This is a genomic window from Luteipulveratus flavus, assembly GCF_029439465.1.
GTDB lineage: Bacteria > Actinomycetota > Actinomycetes > Actinomycetales > Dermatophilaceae > Luteipulveratus > Luteipulveratus flavus.
In genome coordinates this window covers 259,924-276,658 of record NZ_JAROAV010000028.1, presented here as the reverse complement: position 1 = coordinate 276,658, position 16,735 = coordinate 259,924, and the positions used below count along the sequence as shown (strand labels likewise).

Here is a 16,735-nt window from a genome sequence, read left to right as displayed (position 1 = left end):
AGGTTCGAGATGACCATCACCACCGCGCGGAACGACTACCTTCCGCTGACACCGCTGCAGGACGGTCTGCTCTTCGAGTGCGAGGGACGCGACGACGACCCGTACGTGCTGCAGGTGGTGGTCGAGCTCGACGAGCGCCTCGTCCCCGAGCGCCTGCACGCAGCCGTCGACGCCCTGCTCGTGCGCTACCCGAACCTGCGTGCCTGCTTCCGGCGCCGCCGCAACGGGCAGGCCGTTCAGGTCGTACCGCCGCACGCGACCGTGCCGTGGGAGGTCGTCGACCTCACGGGCCTGTCGTCGGACGCGGCCGCCGGCGAGGTCGAGCGGCGCACCACCGCGGACCGTACGGCGCGGTTCGACCTCACCGACCCCCCGCTGCTGCGAGCGACGCTGCTCGGCCGCCCGGACGGGTCGTACCGGCTGCTGCTGGCCGTCCACCACCTCGTCCTCGACGGCTGGTCGCTCCCGCTGCTGCTCCAGGCGGTCGCGCAGGAGTACGCCGGGTCGGGTCCCCTGAGCCGTCCGGACCCGGCGTTCCGCGACTTCCTCGGCTGGCTGGGCGGACGCAGCCTCGACGCGTCGCTGACCGCCTGGTCCGACGCGCTCTCCGGTCTGGCGTCCCCGACGCTGCTCGCCGCCGACGACGGCGACCCGGGACGTCCGCTGGATCGCCGAACGGCGCTGGTCGACGCACGGACGACCACGCTGCTGACGGAGTGGGCGAGGCGCGAGCAGGTCACGCTCACCACGGTGCTGCAGGTCTGCTGGGCGCTGGTCGCCGGGTACGCGACGGGCAGCGAGGACGTCGTGCTCGGACAGGTCGACTCCGGGCGGGCCGCCCCCGTGGCCGGCGTGGGGACGGCGGTCGGCACCCTGTGCGCCACCTATCCCGTCCGGGTGCGTGCGCGCGCCGGTACCTCGATCGGCGACCTCGCCCGTGAGGTGCAGGCCGCTGCGCTCGCGACGGAGGAGCACCGCTACGCCGGGATGGGCGCGATCCAGCGCGCGGCCGGCGTGGACGCCCTCTTCGACTCGCTGCTGACGGTGCAGAACTACCCGATGCCCGACCTCGACGCATCCGCGGCCGACACGATCCCCGTCCAGAGCGTCGAGACGTTCGCCGGGACCGGGTACGCGGTGACGATGACCGTCCTGCCGGTCGACCACGAGCTGGAGCTGGTGCTGCAGGTCCGCGCCCGGTTGCGCGCCGGCCACAGCGCGTCCTCGCTGCTGGAGCGGTTCCGGTCGCTGCTGGCCGTCGTGGCCGAGTGCGACCCGGCCTCGCCCGTGGCGGCGCTCCCGGTGGCCACGCCGGACGAGCGGAGCGGCCTGATCGCGCTCGGCCGGGGGCCGGAGGCGTACGAGGGCCTGCCGGGCGACGACCTCGTCGCCGCCATCGCCGCGAGGTCGGACTCCGTCCTGGTCGGTGAGCACCGGTCCTGGTCCGGAGTCGAGCTGGCCGCGCAGTCGCAGCGGCTGGCGCGGGCGCTCGTCCGTCGAGGCATCGGGCCGGAGTCGCTGGTCGGCCTGGCGGTGCCGCGGACGGGTGAGGCGGTCGTCGCGATGCTCGGCGTCCTCTCCAGCGGCGCGGCGTACGTGTTCTTCGACCCCTTCCTGCCTCCCGCGCGCCTGGCCGTCATCCTCGACGACGCTGCGCCCTCGCTGCTGGTGGGGACGTCCGAGCGCCTGGCGGCCCTCACCGACCACGCCGTCGGGGTCGACCGCCTCGCGCTCGATGAGCTCTGCGACGAGATGCTCGACGCCGATGCGCCGACGAGCGACCCGGTGAGCGACCGGGACCGCACCGAGCCTTTGCGGGGCGGCCACCCGGCGTACGTCATCTTCACCTCGGGGACGACGGGGCGGCCCAAGGGCGTCGTCGTGGGGCACGCGAACCTCGCCAACACCCTGCGCGCGTACCCGGCGGCCGTCGGCGGTCTCACCGCTGCCGACCGCATGCTCGCGGTGACGACGTTCGGCTTCGACATCGCCCACACCGAGGTGCTCGCACCGCTGCTCGCGGGCGCGAGCATCGTCCTGGCGGACGAGGAGACCGTCCGCGACGTCGACCGGCTGGTCGCGCTGCTGCGGTCGTCCGGTACGACGGTCATGCAGGCCACCCCGGTGCACTGGCGCGAGCTGTGCCGGCAGCACCCGGACGCGCTGCGCGGGCTGACGGCCGTGAGCGGCGGCGAGGCGCTGCCCGCGGATCTCGCCGACGAGATGGTGCGCCGCGGTGCGCTGCTGCACAACCTGTACGGGCCGACCGAGACGACGATCTGGTCGACGGGCGGACGTGTCGGCGAGCCCTGCGGCGAGGGCCCGGACATCGGCAGGCCGATCGCCGGCAACGACTGCCGGGTGCTGGACGCCGCGCTGCGCCCGGTTCCGGTCGGCGTCGCGGGAGAGCTCTACATCGGGGGCCCGTCGGTCGCCCGTGGGTACCGGAACCGACCGGCCCTCACGGCGTCCCGGTTCGTCGCCGACCCGTGGGGCGCACCCGGGTCGCGGATGTACCGCACCGGCGACCTGGCGGTGTGGACGGCCGACGGGCGGCTGCGCTGCCTCGGCCGCACCGACCACCAGGTCAAGCTGCGGGGCCACCGCATCGAGCCGGCGGAGATCGAGGCGGTCCTGTGCCGGAGCGACGCGGTGGACGACGCGGTCGTCGTGCTGCACCACCCGGCCGGCACCGAGCCGCTGCTCGTCGCCTACGTCGTCGCGCCCGCGGCGGCCTCCGCCGACATCCACGAGCACGCGCGCGCATCCCTCCCGTCCGCGCTCGTGCCGTCCCAGGTGGTCACGCTGGACCGGATGCCACTGACGACCAGCGGCAAGATCGACCGGAACGCCCTCCCCTCTCCGACGGTCGTCGCGGCCGCCTCCGGGGTGGCGCCGCGTACGCCGACCGAGTCCGTCCTCGCCGAGGTCTTCGCCGAGATCCTGGAGGTGGAGCAGGTCGGCGTGCACGACGACTTCTTCGCCCGGGGCGGCCACTCGCTGCTCGCGGCGAGGGTCGTGAGCCGGCTGCGGACGATCACCGGCGTCGACGTGCCGCCGCGAACGCTGTTCGAGGCCCCGTCCGTCGCCGCCCTCGCCCAGCGGCTGCAGGACGCAGGCCCGGTCGGCGACCGCCCCGAGCGCCGCGAACCCGCTGCGCAGGACGGCGAGCTGACCGCGGCCCAGCAGCGCATGTGGCTGATGAGCCGGGTGCGGGCGGGCCGGTCGGCGTACAACGTCGCCGTCGCCGTCCGGCTGCAGGGCGACCTCGACCTGCCGGCGCTGGAGCAGGCGCTGACCGACGTGGTCGACCGGCACGAACCGCTGCGCACGACGTTCCCGCTGCAGGGCGGGCGCCCGGTGCAGCACGTGCGTCCGACGACCGCGTTCGGCGTGAGCGTGCTCGACTGCCCGCCCGAGGACGTGCAGCGCCGGCTCGCCGAGGCAGCGGCGGCGCCGTTCGACCTGATGACCCAGCTCCCCGTCCGGGCGACGGTCCTGCGCGTGGGAGCCGCCGAGCACGTGCTGTCGCTCGTCGTGCACCACATCGCCGTCGACGGCTGGTCCCTCGGACCGCTGTGTGCCGACCTGTCCAGCGCGTACGCCGACCGCCGCGCCGGACGGTCCCCGCAGCGTCCGCCGGTGCCGGTCCGCTACCTCGACTACGTCGACTGGTACGCCCGGCGGCTGGGCGACGCGAGCGACCCGGAGAGCCGCGCGTACCAGCAGCTCGAGTACTGGCGCGGCCAGCTCGCCGGGGCGCCCGACACGCTGACCCTCCCGGCGGACCGGCCGCGGCCCGCACGTCCCACCGGTCAGGGGCGGCGCATCCCGTTCCGGCTGGACGCCGAGGTCCACCGCGACCTGCTGGACCTGGCCCGGCGCCACGGGGTCACGCCGTTCATGGTGCTGCACGCCGCGCTCGCCGCCACCCTGACCGATCTCGGAGCCGGGACGGACGTCCCGATCGGTACGGCGGTCGCCGGGCGTGACGACGACCGGCTGCACGACCTCGTCGGGCTGTTCGTCAACACCGTCGTGCTCCGGCTGGACTGCTCGGGGTCGCCGAGCCTGGTCGAGCTGGCGCAGCGCTCGAGGCACACGGTCCTTGCCGCGCAGGAGCACCAGGACGTGCCGTTCGACGCCGTGGTCGACGCCCTCGCCGTCCCGCGCGACACCTCTCGCAACCCGCTGTTCCAGGTCATGCTCATCCTGCAGAACACCCCGGCGGCCGCGCTCGACCTCGACGGTCTGACCGTCGGCGAGGCGGGGACGCCGGAGGTCGCGGCCAAGGTCGATCTCGCCCTCGAGCTCACCGAGCAGTGGGACGGCACCGTACCGGCCGGCGTGGACGGCGGCCTCGACCTCGCGACCGACCTGTTCGACACGACGACGGCCAACCGGGTCCTGGAGCGGTTCCGGACCGTCCTGCTCGCCGGTCTGCACCGCCCGGACGCGCCGCTGGTGCCGCTCGCCCCGGCGGAGGGGACGCTCAGCGAGCGGTTCGAGACCGTCGTGCGGCGGCACGGCGACCGTCCGGCGCTCCAGTGGGACGGCCCGGACGGGCCCGCCACCTGGACGTACGAGGACCTCGCGGGCCGGGCGCGCCGGGTCGCGCGCGAGCTCGCAGCCCGCGACGTCGGACCCGGCGACGTCGTCGGCGTCCTGATGGCGCGCTCGGCCGAGGCGCTCGCCGCGATCCTCGGCGTGATGACCGCCGGTGCGGCCTACCTGCCGATGGACCCGGCCTACCCGCACGAGCGGATCGCAATGATGGCGCAGGACGCCGCGCCCCGGGTGACGCTCACGACCGCAGCCGGCCGCGACCTGGCGGAGTCCGCCGGACTGGCCGATGTCGTCGTTCTCGACGACCTCGGAACGGCTGCGCGGATCGCGGCCCACCCGACGTCGCCGCTCGCGCCGGAGGAGCCGGCCCGACCCGCCCGGCCCGCCGACCCCGCGTACGTCATCTTCACCTCCGGATCGACCGGCCGGCCCAAGGGCGTGGTCATCAGCCAGCGCAGCGCCCACCAGTTCGTCAGGGCGCAGGCCACTCTCGTCCGGCCGCGCGACGGGTGGCGGGTGCTGCAGACGGCGTCGCTCAGCTTCGACGCGTCGTTCTGGGAGATCGGTCTGTCCCTCTTCCAGGGCGGTACGGCGGTGATCGCCGGCGACCGTGAGCGGGCCGGAGCACCGCTGGCCGACCTGCTCCGCCGGTACGACGTCCGCTCGGCCGTCCTCCCACCGGTCGTGATCGGTTCGATCCCGCCGGACGCCGAGCTGCCGGACGGCCTGGACATCCTGTCCGCCGGCGAGGCCCTTCCCGTCGAGACCGTCAACACGTACAGCCGAAAGCTGTTGCTGCGCAACGGGTACGGGCCGACCGAGTCCACGGTGTGCGCGTCCATCAGCGCACCGATGACACCGGGCAGCGTCCCGATCGGACATGCCTTCCCGGGCCGGGACCTGCACGTGCTCGACAGCCGGCTGCAGCCCGTGCCCGACGGCTCCGAGGGCGAGCTCTACCTCGCCGGGCAGGGACTCGCCGACGGCTACCTCGGCCGCGCCGCGCTGACCGCGGAACGGTTCGTCGCCTGCCCGTACGGTCGGCCGGGGGAGCGGATGTACCGCACCGGCGACCTGGTCCGCGTCGGCGCCGACGGCCAGCTGGAGTACCTCGGCCGGGCGGACCGGCAGGTCAAGGTCAACGGCCACCGCGTCGAACCCGCGGAGACGGAGTCCGCGCTGCTCGCCGAGGACGCGGTCCGGCAGGCGGTCGTCCACGTCTGGAGCGCACCGGGAGGTTCGCGTGAGCTCGTCGCGCACGTCGTCGCCGACCGGGCCGTGGACCTGCGAGCGCTGCGGACGCGGCTCGCGGAGACGCTGCCACCGCACCAGGTCCCGACCAGCATCACGGCGGTCGACCGCATCCCGCTGACGGTCAACGGCAAGATCGACCACGCCGCCCTGCCGGCGCCGACCGGCGAGAGCGGCGCGGACGATCGCCCGTCCCAGGACCCGGTGGTCGAGGTGGTGCGCGCCGCGTTCGAGCACGTGCTCGGTCGGCCGGTGACCGCGGCGAGCGACTTCTTCGAGGTGGGCGGCAACAGCATCCGGTCGGTCGAGCTGGTGGCACGACTGGAGGACCTGGGCGTCGAGGTCGAGATCGACGACGTCATCGAGGCGCGGACGCCCGAGCGCATCGCCGCGCTCGCGTCGACCGGGGACGCCGTCTCCACGGCCGGGGGCGAGGTCCCCGGTCGCGACGCCTTCGAGCCGGTGCTGGTGCTGCGCGACTCCGACGAGCGCCCGCCACTCTTCTGCGTGCACGGCGGGATCGGGATGTCGCTGGCGTACCTCGCGCTCCTGCCTCATCTCGACCGGGCCCAGCCGGTGGTCGCGCTGCAGTCACCGTCGCTGGACCCGGACGCTCCGCTGCCGCTGTCCGTCGCGGACGCGGCGAGCCACTACGTCGACGAGGTGGTGCGGCGTGCGCCGACCGGACCCGTGCACCTGCTCGGGTGGTCGTACGGCGGTCTGCTCGTGCACGAGATGGCCGTTCAGCTGACCGAGCGGGGCCGCGAGGTCGGGCAGCTGGCGATCCTGGACAGCTTCCCGGTGACCCGCCTCGACGCACCGGACGAGCAGCACCTGCTCCAGGAGGTGCTGGCGTACGTCGGCGAGCGCGACGCACAGCAGGGCCCGCTCACGGTCGCCGGTGTGGTGGACGTGCTGCGCCGTACCGGTGGTCCGCTCGCCGGTGTCGGGACGGTCCAGGTACGACGGGTGCTCGCCCTCGCCCGTCAGCACACCCTGCTCGCCGGCCGGCACCGACCGCGCGCGCACCGCGGAGACGCCGTCCTGTACGGCGCGATGCGCGGCACCGGCGACGACCCGCACGCCGTCCTGACCGCACGCCTGGACTCGTGGCGACCGTACGTCGCCGGCGAGCTCACTGCCGTACCCGTCGATGCCGATCACGACGGAATGATGAATCCCATTGCTGCACAACAGATCACGGCCCACCTCCGAGACCGCTTGACCGGCTCGGCCGAGGTGCAGCCGAAGGAGACACGATGACGACCGAGGTCGTGACCAAGCAGGCCCTCACCACCGACCGGCTCCCCGGGAGCCCGTTGCGCGCCGTGGAGGAGACGGCCGACCTGGTGATCCGGCGGATGCGGCACATGCGCGCCGCGCCGGGTCGGCTGATCGGAGTGATCCTGAACCCGCTGGTCCTGCTGCTGGCCGTCGGCTACCTGTTCAAGGACGCCATCCGACTCCCTGTGGGCACCACGGACTATGTCGACTACCTGATGCCGGGCGTCGCTCTGCAGGTCGGTCTCGCGAGCGTGGGGCCGACCGCGATCAGTGTCTCCGGCGACGTCCAGCGCGGGCTGATGGAACGCTTCCGGTCGATGCCGATCAGCCGGCGGTCCGTCCTGATCGCGCACAGCCTGGCCGACCTGGTCCTGGCCGCGGTGGCGCTCCTCGTGCTGGGCGGCATCGGGCTGGTTCTGGGCTGGCGTCCGTCCGGCGGTGCCGCCGGCGTGCTGAGCGGTGTCGGCCTCGCCCTGGTCTTCGCCTACGCGATGATCTGGGTCGGCATCGCGCTCGGGATGGCGGTCAAGCACGCCGAGTCGATCGACTCGATCGGCGCACTGCTCCTGGTCGTGCTCACCTTCTTGTCCACGGCCGTGCTCCCGCCGACCGCGATGCCCGGATGGGTGCGCGCCGTCGCCGAGTGGAACCCCGTCAGCACCGGCTCCAGGCTCATCCGGGACGCCTGGGGCACGGACGCTCCGACGGGCGGCTCGTACCCCGCGGCCCACCCCGGCGTGGTCGCCGCGGTGGTGCTCGGCGCCGTCCTGATCGGCAGCGCTGCGTACGCCCTGCGCACCTTCACCAACCGGGCGTAGCACCCGCCTCAGGAGGGGTGCACGCACCACTGACTTCGGCGCCGCCGATCGCGAGTCTGGTCACGACCATGAACGGCCGGAGGTCTCGTTCGGTCACTCGGCCCCATCGACAAGGGAAGCATCATCATGAGCTTGCGCAAGCGACGATCCAGCACCAATGGCATTGACGCACAACCGGATCCGGCTACGGGCCTGACCCACCGCATCGCCCTCTGGAGCGCGACGCACCGCGGCAAGGCGGTCGGCCTGTGGCTGCTGCTGATCGTCCTGGCGACCGGGCTGGCGGCGATCCAGGGTCCGCGCCAGGCCACGGAGCAGGAGCTCAGCGTCGGTGAGTCCGCCCACGCGATGAAGCTCGCCGACGACGCCGGCTATGTCGACCCCGTGGTCGAGAACGTCCTCATCACCGCTCCCGGTAAGGCAGGGGAGGCGCAGACCGCGGCCGCGCAGGTACGCAGCAGCCTGCGCACCCTCGCCGCCGTCGCCGACGTCAGCCCGCCGCTGCGGGGCAAGGGCGGTGACGCGCTGCTCGTGCGGGTGACCATGAAGGGCGATCCCGACACCGCCCAGGACCGCGTCGGCCCGCTGGAGCGGGTGGTGGACGGCGTCCAGGCCGCGCACCCCGGCATCCGGGTGGAGGAGGTCGGCCCGGCGTCGATCGGCAGCGACTTCCAGCAGTGGCTGGACAAGGACCTCGGCAAGGCGACGACGCTGAGCCTGCCCATCACGCTCGCCATCCTGCTCATCGTCTTCGGCGCCATCGTGATGGCCGGCATCCCGCTGGTGCTCGCCATCTCCTCGGTCGCCGCGGGCCTGGGCCTGTGGACCCTCGCCTCGCAGGTCGTGCCGGACCCCGGCACCACCATGCACCTGCTCGTCCTGGTCGGCATGGCCGTCGGCGTCGACTACTCCCTGTTCTACCTGCGCCGTTACCGCGAGGAGCGGCACGCCGGGCGCGACAACGTCTCGGCCGTGCACGTCGCCGCCGCCACGGCCGGTCACTCGGTGGTCGTCTCCGGCCTGGCCGTCGCCCTGTCGATGGCGGGCCTGTTCATCGCCGGCGACGCGTTCTCCAGCGCGATGGCCACCGGCGCAATCATCGTGGTCCTCGTCGCCCTGGTCTCCTCGGTCACCGTGCTGCCGGCGATGCTGTCGGCCTTCGGGCGGTTCGTCGACCGGCCCCGCCTGCCCGTCCTGTGGCGCCTCAGCAACGGCACGAACGGTGACCGCCCGCGTCTGATGGCGGCGATCGTGCGACCGGTGCTGCGCCACCCCAAGGCCGCCCTCCTGCTGTGCATCGCCGTGCTCGGCGCGCTGGCCCTGCCGATGACGCAGATGTCCCTGAAGTCCACCCAGATCGAGGACTACCCGCGGACGCTGACCACGATGCAGTCGTACGACCGGCTGCTCGCCGCGTTCCCGGACCGGTCCGGCGTCGACACGGTCGTCGTACGGGTGCCCGCCGGCTCGGAGCCTGCGGTACAGCAGCAGGTCGCCGCGCTGCGGACGCAGGCGGCGCAGCGGCCCGACCTGTTCGGCGCGGTCGACCAGCCGTGGAGGTCGAGGGACGCGCGCACGTACGTCCTGGACGTCAACGTCCCGCACCCCGTGACGAGCAGCGAGTCCCGGACCGCGGTCACGACCCTGCGCGAGCAGCTGGTCCCGCGGACGCTCGGTTCCGTCCCGGGCGCGGACGTCGCGGTCGGCGGCGACGCGGCGGCCAACATGGACTACACCCAGCGCCTCGACACCCGCCTCCCGTTCGTCCTCGCCGCGGTGCTGGCCGTCGTCCTCGTCGTCATGCTGGCGGCCTACCGCTCGGTGGCCGTGGCGGTCATGACGGTCGCGCTCAACGGGCTGTCGGTGCTGGCGGCGTTCGGGGTCCTGACGCTGGTCTTCCAAGGCACCTGGGCCGAGGGGCTGCTCGGCTTCACCAGCACAGGGCACGTCGTCTCCTGGGTGCCGATGCTGCTGTTCGTCGTGCTGTCGGGACTCTCCCTCGACTACCACGTGTTCGTGGTCAGCCGGATCCGCGAGAACACCGTGCTCGGCATGGACACGCGCGCCGCGATCGAGGACGGCATCGTCCGTACGGCCGGGGTCGTCACCAGTGCGGCCGTCGTCATGATCGCGGTCTTCTCCATCTTCGGAGCCCTCAGCTTCGTGGAGCTGAAGCAGATCGGGGTCGGGCTGGCCGTCGGCATCCTCATCGACGCCACCCTGATCCGGGTGATCGCCCTGCCCGCACTGATGCTGCTGTGCCGCCGCTTCCTGTGGTGGCCCGCGCGTCCGGCGCGCACCGTGCAGAGCGCGCGTTCTCGACGAGCCGCCGACGAGCTGGTCGAGACGGTCTGACATCCACCGCACGAGGCCCGGAGCACCGAGCTCCGGGCCTCGTGCGCGTCAGTGAGCCGTCAGGTGTGAGTCAGTCACCGGCGGCAAGGTGTGTCCGGAAGCCATACGAGAGAGGCAGATTCGCATGACGAACAATCCGTTCGACGACCCGGACGGCACGTTCCATGTGCTCGTCAACGACGAGGGGCAGTACAGCCTCTGGCCCGAGTTCGCGGCAGTCCCGTCGGGCTGGCGGGTCGACCGGGAGAGCCTGAGCAGGGACGACGCCGGCACGTACGTCGAGTCGGTCTGGACGACGCTGCAACCGGCCGGCCTGCGCGCCGGTGCGTCGCTCGCCGCGGAGGACGCGTCGTGAGCGGCCGCGCGGTCGAGGTCTCGGACCTGCACAAGACGCTCGGCACGCACCACGCGCTACGCGGCCTCGACCTGCACGTCGACGCCGGGCGGGTGCTGGGTCTGCTCGGCCCCAACGGCGCCGGGAAGACGACCACCGTGCGCATCCTCTCGACCCTCCTGGCCGCCGACCGTGGCTCGGTGCGGGTCGCCGGCTTCGACGTCCGCACCGAGGCCGACGAGGTCCGTCGTCGGATCGGCCTCACCGGGCAGTACGCCGCCGTCGACGAGCTGCTGACCGGACGGCAGAACCTTGAGCTGATCGGCAACCTGCAGCACCTGCGGCGTGCGGACTCCCGTGCGCGGGCGCGCGAGCTGATCGACCAGTTCGGTCTGCAGGACGCCGCCGACCGTCCCGCCTCCGGGTACTCCGGCGGGATGCGCCGCCGGCTCGACCTCGCGGCGAGCCTGGTCGCCCGCCCGTCCGTGCTGTTCATCGACGAGCCCACCACGGGCCTGGACCCCGCCAGCCGGATCCAGCTGTGGGCCACGGTGCGCACGCTCGTCGACGACGGTGTGACCGTCCTGCTGACGACGCAGTACCTCGAGGAGGCCGACGAGCTCGCCGACACCATCGTGGTCATGCGCGACGGCCGGGCCGTCGCGGACGGCACGCCCGCCCAGCTCAAGGCCTCCCTGGGCGGCAACCAGCTGGTGGTGACGCTGGTCCGGCCGGAGGACTGTGTGCGGGTGGCCCAGCTGCTGCAGCCGTTCGGGACCCTCGTGCCGGACATCGACGAGCGCCGGTCCGTCGTCACGATCGAGGTGACGGACGCCCTCACGACGCTGGAGGCGGCGTCGCGGGCGCTGCGGGACCAGGCCGTCGAGGTGCGCACCCTGCTGGTGCGCCCGCCCTCGCTGGACGAGGTGTTCCTGCACCTCACCGGGGACCAGACCGTCGAGCCGGCCGCGGTGACGACCGCGGCCCCGTGACGACCGTCCATCTCGCCCGGGCGCGCCTGGGTGACCTGGCCGACCTCGACCCGACGCAGCGGCGGCGCGTCCTGCGGTACGAGCAGGAGGCGGACCGGGCGCGCTGCGCCACCGGCGTCCGGCTGGTGCTGCACGCGCTCCGGCGAGCGACAGGTGACGAGGCGGCAACGGTGGAGCGGCGCTGCATCGGGTGTGGCGCCGCCGACCACGGCCCGGTCGAGCCCGCGGGCCGGTACGCCGGTCGGTGGTCCCTGTCGGTCACGCACAGCGGGGACGTCGTCGGTGTCGCCGTCCGCGCGGGCGCCGAGCCGGTCGGCCTCGACCTCGAGGCCGGTGCGGCGCGCTCGCTGGACGCCGTCGCGCGGCTGGTGTGCACGCCGTACGAGCAAGCCGCGGATGCCGCCGCACCCGACACCGACGATGCCCTGCGGATCAGGTGGGTGCGCAAGGAGGCGGTGCTCAAGGCGGCGCGGGTGGGACTCACCGTCCCCATGACCCACCTGGAGCTCAGCGCCGCGCACGAGCCTCCCCGGGTGCTCGGCTGGGACTCGGCCTCGCGCCCGGACGGCCTCGCCGCTGCGGACATCGCGCTGTGCGACCTCGCGCTGCAGGAGCCGGCCGGCGTACGGGGTGCCGTGGCCGTCCTCGGTACGGCCGACCTGGACGCCCGATGCGTCCGGGTCGAGGACGCCGAGCTGGTGGCAGGTCCGTGAACCCGTGACCTCAGGCGCGCAGGTACGTCAGCACGGCGGCCACCCGACGCGACGTCGTGGTCGAGGGCGGCAGGTCCAGCTTGGCCAGGATGCTGTTGATGTGCTTGGCGACCGCCTTCTCGGTGACGACGAGCCGTTCGGCGATGACGGCGTTGGAGTGACCCTCGGCCATCAGCGCGAGCACCTCGAGCTCCCGGGCGGTGAGCCGACCGAGCACCCCGGCCTCCCGGTTGCGGTTCATCAGCGCCTTGACGACCTCCGGGTCCAGGACGGTCCCGCCCTGCTGCACGGCGTGCAGCGCCGTCACGAACTGCACGTCGTCGAAGACGCGGTCCTTCAGCAGGTACCCGACGCCGCCGCGCTCGCCGGCCAGGAGCTCCTCGACGTACAGCTGCTCGACGTACTGCGAGAGCAGCACGACCGGCAGGTCCGGGACGGCCTCGCGGGCGGCCAGGGCGGCGCGCAGGCCCTCGTCCGTCTGCCGGGGCGGCAGCCGGACGTCCAGCAGCGCCAGGTCGGGACGGTGCTCGACGATCGCCGGAACGATCGCGTCGCCGTGGTCGACCGCGGCGACGACCTCGATCCCGTGACTGCTCAGCAGGCGGATCAACCCGTCCCGCAGGAGGAACTGGTCTTCGGCGAGCACCACGCGCATGACGGCCTTCCTGACAGGACGGGGGAGCGCGCGGAAGTGTACGGGCCGCCGGTGCACGTCCGGCGTCCTGCCGACGAAGCAGCCGTGCACCGGGGCGGGCGGACCCCCGACAAGAGTGGTCCGTGCACCACTGCCCACAGCGACGACAACCAGCAGGATGGATCTCATGACTCAGATCGACGCGAAGCCGGGCACTGATGTGGCCACGGCACGGCATTCCGGCGTGGTGTCGTCGGGGCTGCGGGCCATCGGCCGCGGCATCGTGCTCACGGGGCTGGCCCTGTGGGAGGCGTTGCTGCTGCTGTGGGTGTGCCTGTGTGCGTGCCTGGTGTTCCTCGGGATCGGCGTGATCCTCCTGCCGCCCGCGCTGGACGCCGTACGGTCCCAGGCACGGCGGCAGCGCTCCCTCGCGTGGTCCTGGTCCGGGGTGCGCGTGACCGAGAACTACCTGCCCGACCCGACCGCCGAGGGCGGCCTGTCGGCGAATCTCAAGCGGTTGCAGACGCGTTCGGGCGATCCGTCGTTCTGGAAGGACCTGCTCTGGGACCTGGTCAACCCCTTCGTCGGCGTGGTCATCGCCTTCGTCCCGGCCGCCCTGGTCGTCAACGGGTTGTTCGGTGTCGCGATGCCCGTGCTGTGGGAGCCGTGGGTCTCCGGGTGGGAGAACAGCTGGTACGGCTTCGTGCCCGTCGACAGCTTCGGCATGACGTTCCTCGCGGCGGCGCTCGGCCTCGTCTCGCTGGTCCTCGGCGTGGTCCTCGCGCCGTTCTTCATCCGGTGGCACGGACGGTGGGTCGCGACGGTCCTGTCGACCCAGACCCGCGAGCAGATGCAGGCGCGGATGGAGCACCTCTCGCGCTCCCGGTCGGACGCCGTCGCGCACGAGGCCCAGGAGATCCGGCGCATCGAGCGCGACCTGCACGACGGTGCCCAGGCCCGGCTGGTCGCCATGGGCATGACGTTGAGCGCGGCCGAGCGGCTGATCGACGAGAACCCCGCCGCCGCCCGCACCATGGTCCAGGAGGCGAAGGAGACCTCGAGCGCGGCGCTGCAGGAGCTGCGCGAGCTGGTACGCGGCATCCACCCGCCGGTGCTCGCCGACCGCGGTCTGGTCGACGCGATCCGGGCCCGGGCGCTCGAGACCCCGCTGAACGTCCAGGTGCGGTCGGACCTGGAGGGCCGTCCGCTGCCCCCGCTGGAGTCCGCGGTCTACTTCGCCGTCTCCGAGCTGCTGACCAACGCCGCCAAGCACTCCGGCGCCGACCAGATCGTCGTGACGATCGCCAAGGACGGAGGCACCCTGCGGGTGACCGTCGAGGACAACGGCCGCGGTGGCGTACGCATCGGGGAGGGTACCGGACTGCGCGGGGTCGAGCGTCGGCTGGCGGCCTTCGACGGCGACCTGCTGGTGCACAGCCCGCGGGGGGGTCCCACCACCATGACGGTGGTCGTGCCCTGCACCCTCGCGCCGCGCGACGCGTCCTGATGTCACCCGACGTTCTCTCACGGACGAGGAGGGGGACGGGCGGTGGCCGGCGGCTTTCGGAAAGATGTCGCCGGGAATGCGCGGGGAACGACAGCTTGGCCGAGAATTGAACTACTCGCGCGTACTCGTACGGCATTAAATTACTGAGCGGTCGCGTCGTCAGGAAACCTCTATTTCGGCAGGCTCCTCGATTTGCACTTGCTTCGGCCGCGTCGATATTCTCGGCCGGTAAATCCGGGGGCGGGGGCATCGCTCGGTGGCGGGTGTGACCTGTCCAGACAGATGACCCCTTGCTTGAGGGAGCAGCTCTGTCTGAAATGGGGCATCGTGTATATCAGTCTCCTCGGTCCGCTCACTATTCAGCACGGTGACCAAGAGAAGGGCATCAGCTCCAAGCAGGCTCGAACTCTCCTGGCCGTTCTCGCCCTTTCCTCGGGAAATGTCGTCTCGTCGCAGCGGCTGGTCTCGGAGTTCTGGGAGGACGAGGACGTCCGGAACTCCCGCAACGCGTTGCAGGCGGTCGTGAGCCGGCTGCGTCGGGTGCTGCGGGACCTCAGCTCGGACAGCACGACGCTGGAGACGGTCGGGGAGGGGTACCGCCTCAACATCAAGCGTTTCCAGGTCGACGCCTTCGAGTTCGCCGCGCGGATGCAGCGAGCGCAGGGTGTCCGTCAGGAGTCGCCGGCCGAGTCGCTCGAGCTCACCGAGGCCGCGCTGGCTCTGTGGCGGGGCCACGCTCTCGAGGGCCTAGGCGACCTCCCGTGCCTGCGGGCGGAGCAGGCGCGCCTCACCGAGTCCCGGCTGGCCGCGCTCGAGCTGGTCGCCGAGCTGCGCCTGGAGACGGGCGACGTCCGGATGGCCCTCGGCGACCTGCGCCACCTGGCCGAGGTGCACGGCAACCGCGAACGGCTCTGTGAGCTGCTGATGCTCGCGCTCTATCGCGACGGCCGCCAGATGGAGGCACTGGACGTGTTCCGCCGCACCAGCTCGCGGCTGCGCAGCGAGATCGGCGTGGACCCCAGTCGCGGCCTGCGCCGCGTCCACCACCTCATCCTCACCCAGGACCCCGCGCTGGAGGCCGGTCCCCTCGTGCGGGTCTGACGCGGGCCGGAGCGCCCGGCGCGTCAGCCGAGACCGACGCGCCGGACGCGCAGGTCCTCGCCCAGGTGCAGCAGGTCCGCGGCGTACCCGGGCGCGATCACACCGCGGTCCCTCAGGCCGGTCGCCGCGGCAGGGTGGGCGGAAGCGGCCGCCACCGCGAGCGGGACCGGAACCCGCGCCTCGACGGCCCGGCGGACGGCGTCGTCCATCGTGAGGGTGCTGCCGGCGAGCGAGCCGCTGTCGGTGAGCCGGGCGGCACCGCCGGCGACGCTGACGGCGAGTCCCCCCAGCACGTGATCGCCGTCCGGAAGCCCGGCGGCGGCGATCGCGTCGGTGACGAGCACCGCGCGGTCGGGGCGGGCCGCGAGGACCGTCCGCAAGGTCGCCGGGTGCAGGTGGACGCCGTCGTTGATCAGCTCGACCCAGGCGCCGGCGTCCAGGCTCGCCCCGACGGGGCCGGGCTCGCGGTGGTGCAACGGGCGCATCCCGTTGAACAGGTGGGTGGCGACGCTCGCGCCGGCGTCGAACGCCGCGGTGCACTGCTCGTACGTGCCGTCGGTGTGACCCACCGCGACCACGACCCCGGCCGCGAGCGCGGCGTCCAGCAGGGCCGCGGACCCGGTCAGCTCCGGGGCGAGCGTGATCATCCGCAGGGTGCCCCGAGCCGCCTCGACCAGGCGCGCGAACGCGTCGACGTCGGGCTCGGCGAGGTGAGCGGGGTTCTGCGCTCCGCACCGCGCCGCCGACAGGAACGGGCCTTCGAGGTGCGACCCGCGCACGATCGTGTCGCCCGCCTCGACGACGTCCGCGACGGCGTCCAGCTGGTCGCACAGCGCGTCGACGGGCGCGGTGACCAGCGACGCCAGCAGCGAGCCCGTCCCGTGCTCCGCGTGGAAGGTCGCGGCTGTACGGATCGATGCAGCGTCCGCGCTGGTGAAGTCACCTCCGCCACCGCCGTGGCAGTGGATGTCGACGTACGCCGGGACCAGCCAGCCGTCCTCGATGCTGACGTCCGGGTGGCCCGGGGGAGCGCCGTGGCCGACGTCCGTGATCCGGCCGTCCTCGACGCGGATCCACCCCTCGTCCGGCGTACCGAGGTCGGAACCGGTGATCAGCCGCCGCGCGTGCAGGAGTCGGGACACGCGCCGATCCTCTCGCACCCGTGGGGCAGGATGCTCGG

The 16,735-nt window shown here is 73.1% G+C and carries 10 protein-coding genes; 8 read left to right on the top strand and 2 right to left on the bottom strand.

What is annotated here, in order from left to right:
• The first annotated feature begins 9 nt into the window (after positions 1–9).
• From P4R38_RS10030 to P4R38_RS10005, 6 genes are all read left to right on the top strand, one after another.
• A complete protein-coding gene (locus P4R38_RS10030; protein WP_277192023.1) occupies positions 10–7,080 on the top strand; it encodes an amino acid adenylation domain-containing protein in 7,071 nt (2,356 codons plus the stop codon).
• Positions 7,077–7,919 carry an ABC transporter permease gene (locus tag P4R38_RS10025; protein WP_277192022.1) on the top strand — a complete coding sequence of 281 codons (843 nt, stop codon included), beginning with the start codon at positions 7,077–7,079 and terminating at the stop codon, positions 7,917–7,919. The genes P4R38_RS10030 and P4R38_RS10025 overlap by 4 nt, the downstream gene beginning before the upstream one ends.
• A 126-nt stretch (positions 7,920–8,045) precedes the next feature.
• Entirely contained in the window at positions 8,046–10,274 is a 2,229-nt protein-coding gene (locus P4R38_RS10020; RefSeq protein ID WP_277192021.1) for an MMPL family transporter, read from the top strand.
• A gap of 124 nt (positions 10,275–10,398) precedes the next feature.
• Positions 10,399–10,629: an MbtH family protein gene (locus tag P4R38_RS10015; protein WP_277192020.1), complete on the top strand. Its 231-nt coding sequence runs from the start codon at positions 10,399–10,401 to the stop codon at positions 10,627–10,629.
• Positions 10,626–11,600, top strand: coding sequence for an ATP-binding cassette domain-containing protein (locus P4R38_RS10010; RefSeq protein WP_277192019.1), 975 nt, complete (start codon positions 10,626–10,628; stop codon positions 11,598–11,600). The genes P4R38_RS10015 and P4R38_RS10010 overlap by 4 nt, the downstream gene beginning before the upstream one ends.
• Positions 11,597–12,313: a 4'-phosphopantetheinyl transferase family protein gene (locus P4R38_RS10005; protein ID WP_277192018.1), complete on the top strand. Its 717-nt coding sequence runs from the start codon at positions 11,597–11,599 to the stop codon at positions 12,311–12,313. The genes P4R38_RS10010 and P4R38_RS10005 overlap by 4 nt, the downstream gene beginning before the upstream one ends.
• A gap of 10 nt (positions 12,314–12,323) precedes the next feature.
• Here the strand turns inward: P4R38_RS10005 and P4R38_RS10000 are convergent, their stop codons facing one another.
• A complete protein-coding gene (locus P4R38_RS10000) occupies positions 12,324–12,968 on the bottom strand; it encodes a response regulator transcription factor (RefSeq protein ID WP_275237572.1) in 645 nt (214 codons plus the stop codon).
• A 166-nt stretch (positions 12,969–13,134) separates the two neighbouring features.
• On the opposite strand from P4R38_RS10000, the gene P4R38_RS09995 reads away from it, so the two are divergent.
• A complete protein-coding gene (locus P4R38_RS09995; RefSeq protein WP_277192017.1) occupies positions 13,135–14,454 on the top strand; it encodes a sensor histidine kinase in 1,320 nt (439 codons plus the stop codon).
• Positions 14,455–14,781: 327 nt separating this feature from the next.
• Complete coding sequence (locus P4R38_RS09990) at positions 14,782–15,555, top strand: AfsR/SARP family transcriptional regulator (protein ID WP_277192016.1); 774 nt, start codon at positions 14,782–14,784, stop codon at positions 15,553–15,555.
• A 23-nt stretch (positions 15,556–15,578) separates the two neighbouring features.
• Here the strand turns inward: P4R38_RS09990 and nagA are convergent, their stop codons facing one another.
• Positions 15,579–16,697 (bottom strand): N-acetylglucosamine-6-phosphate deacetylase, encoded by a 1,119-nt coding sequence (gene nagA, locus P4R38_RS09985; RefSeq protein WP_277192015.1) that lies wholly within the window; start codon positions 16,695–16,697, stop codon positions 15,579–15,581.
• Between the last annotated feature and the right edge of the window lie 38 nt (positions 16,698–16,735).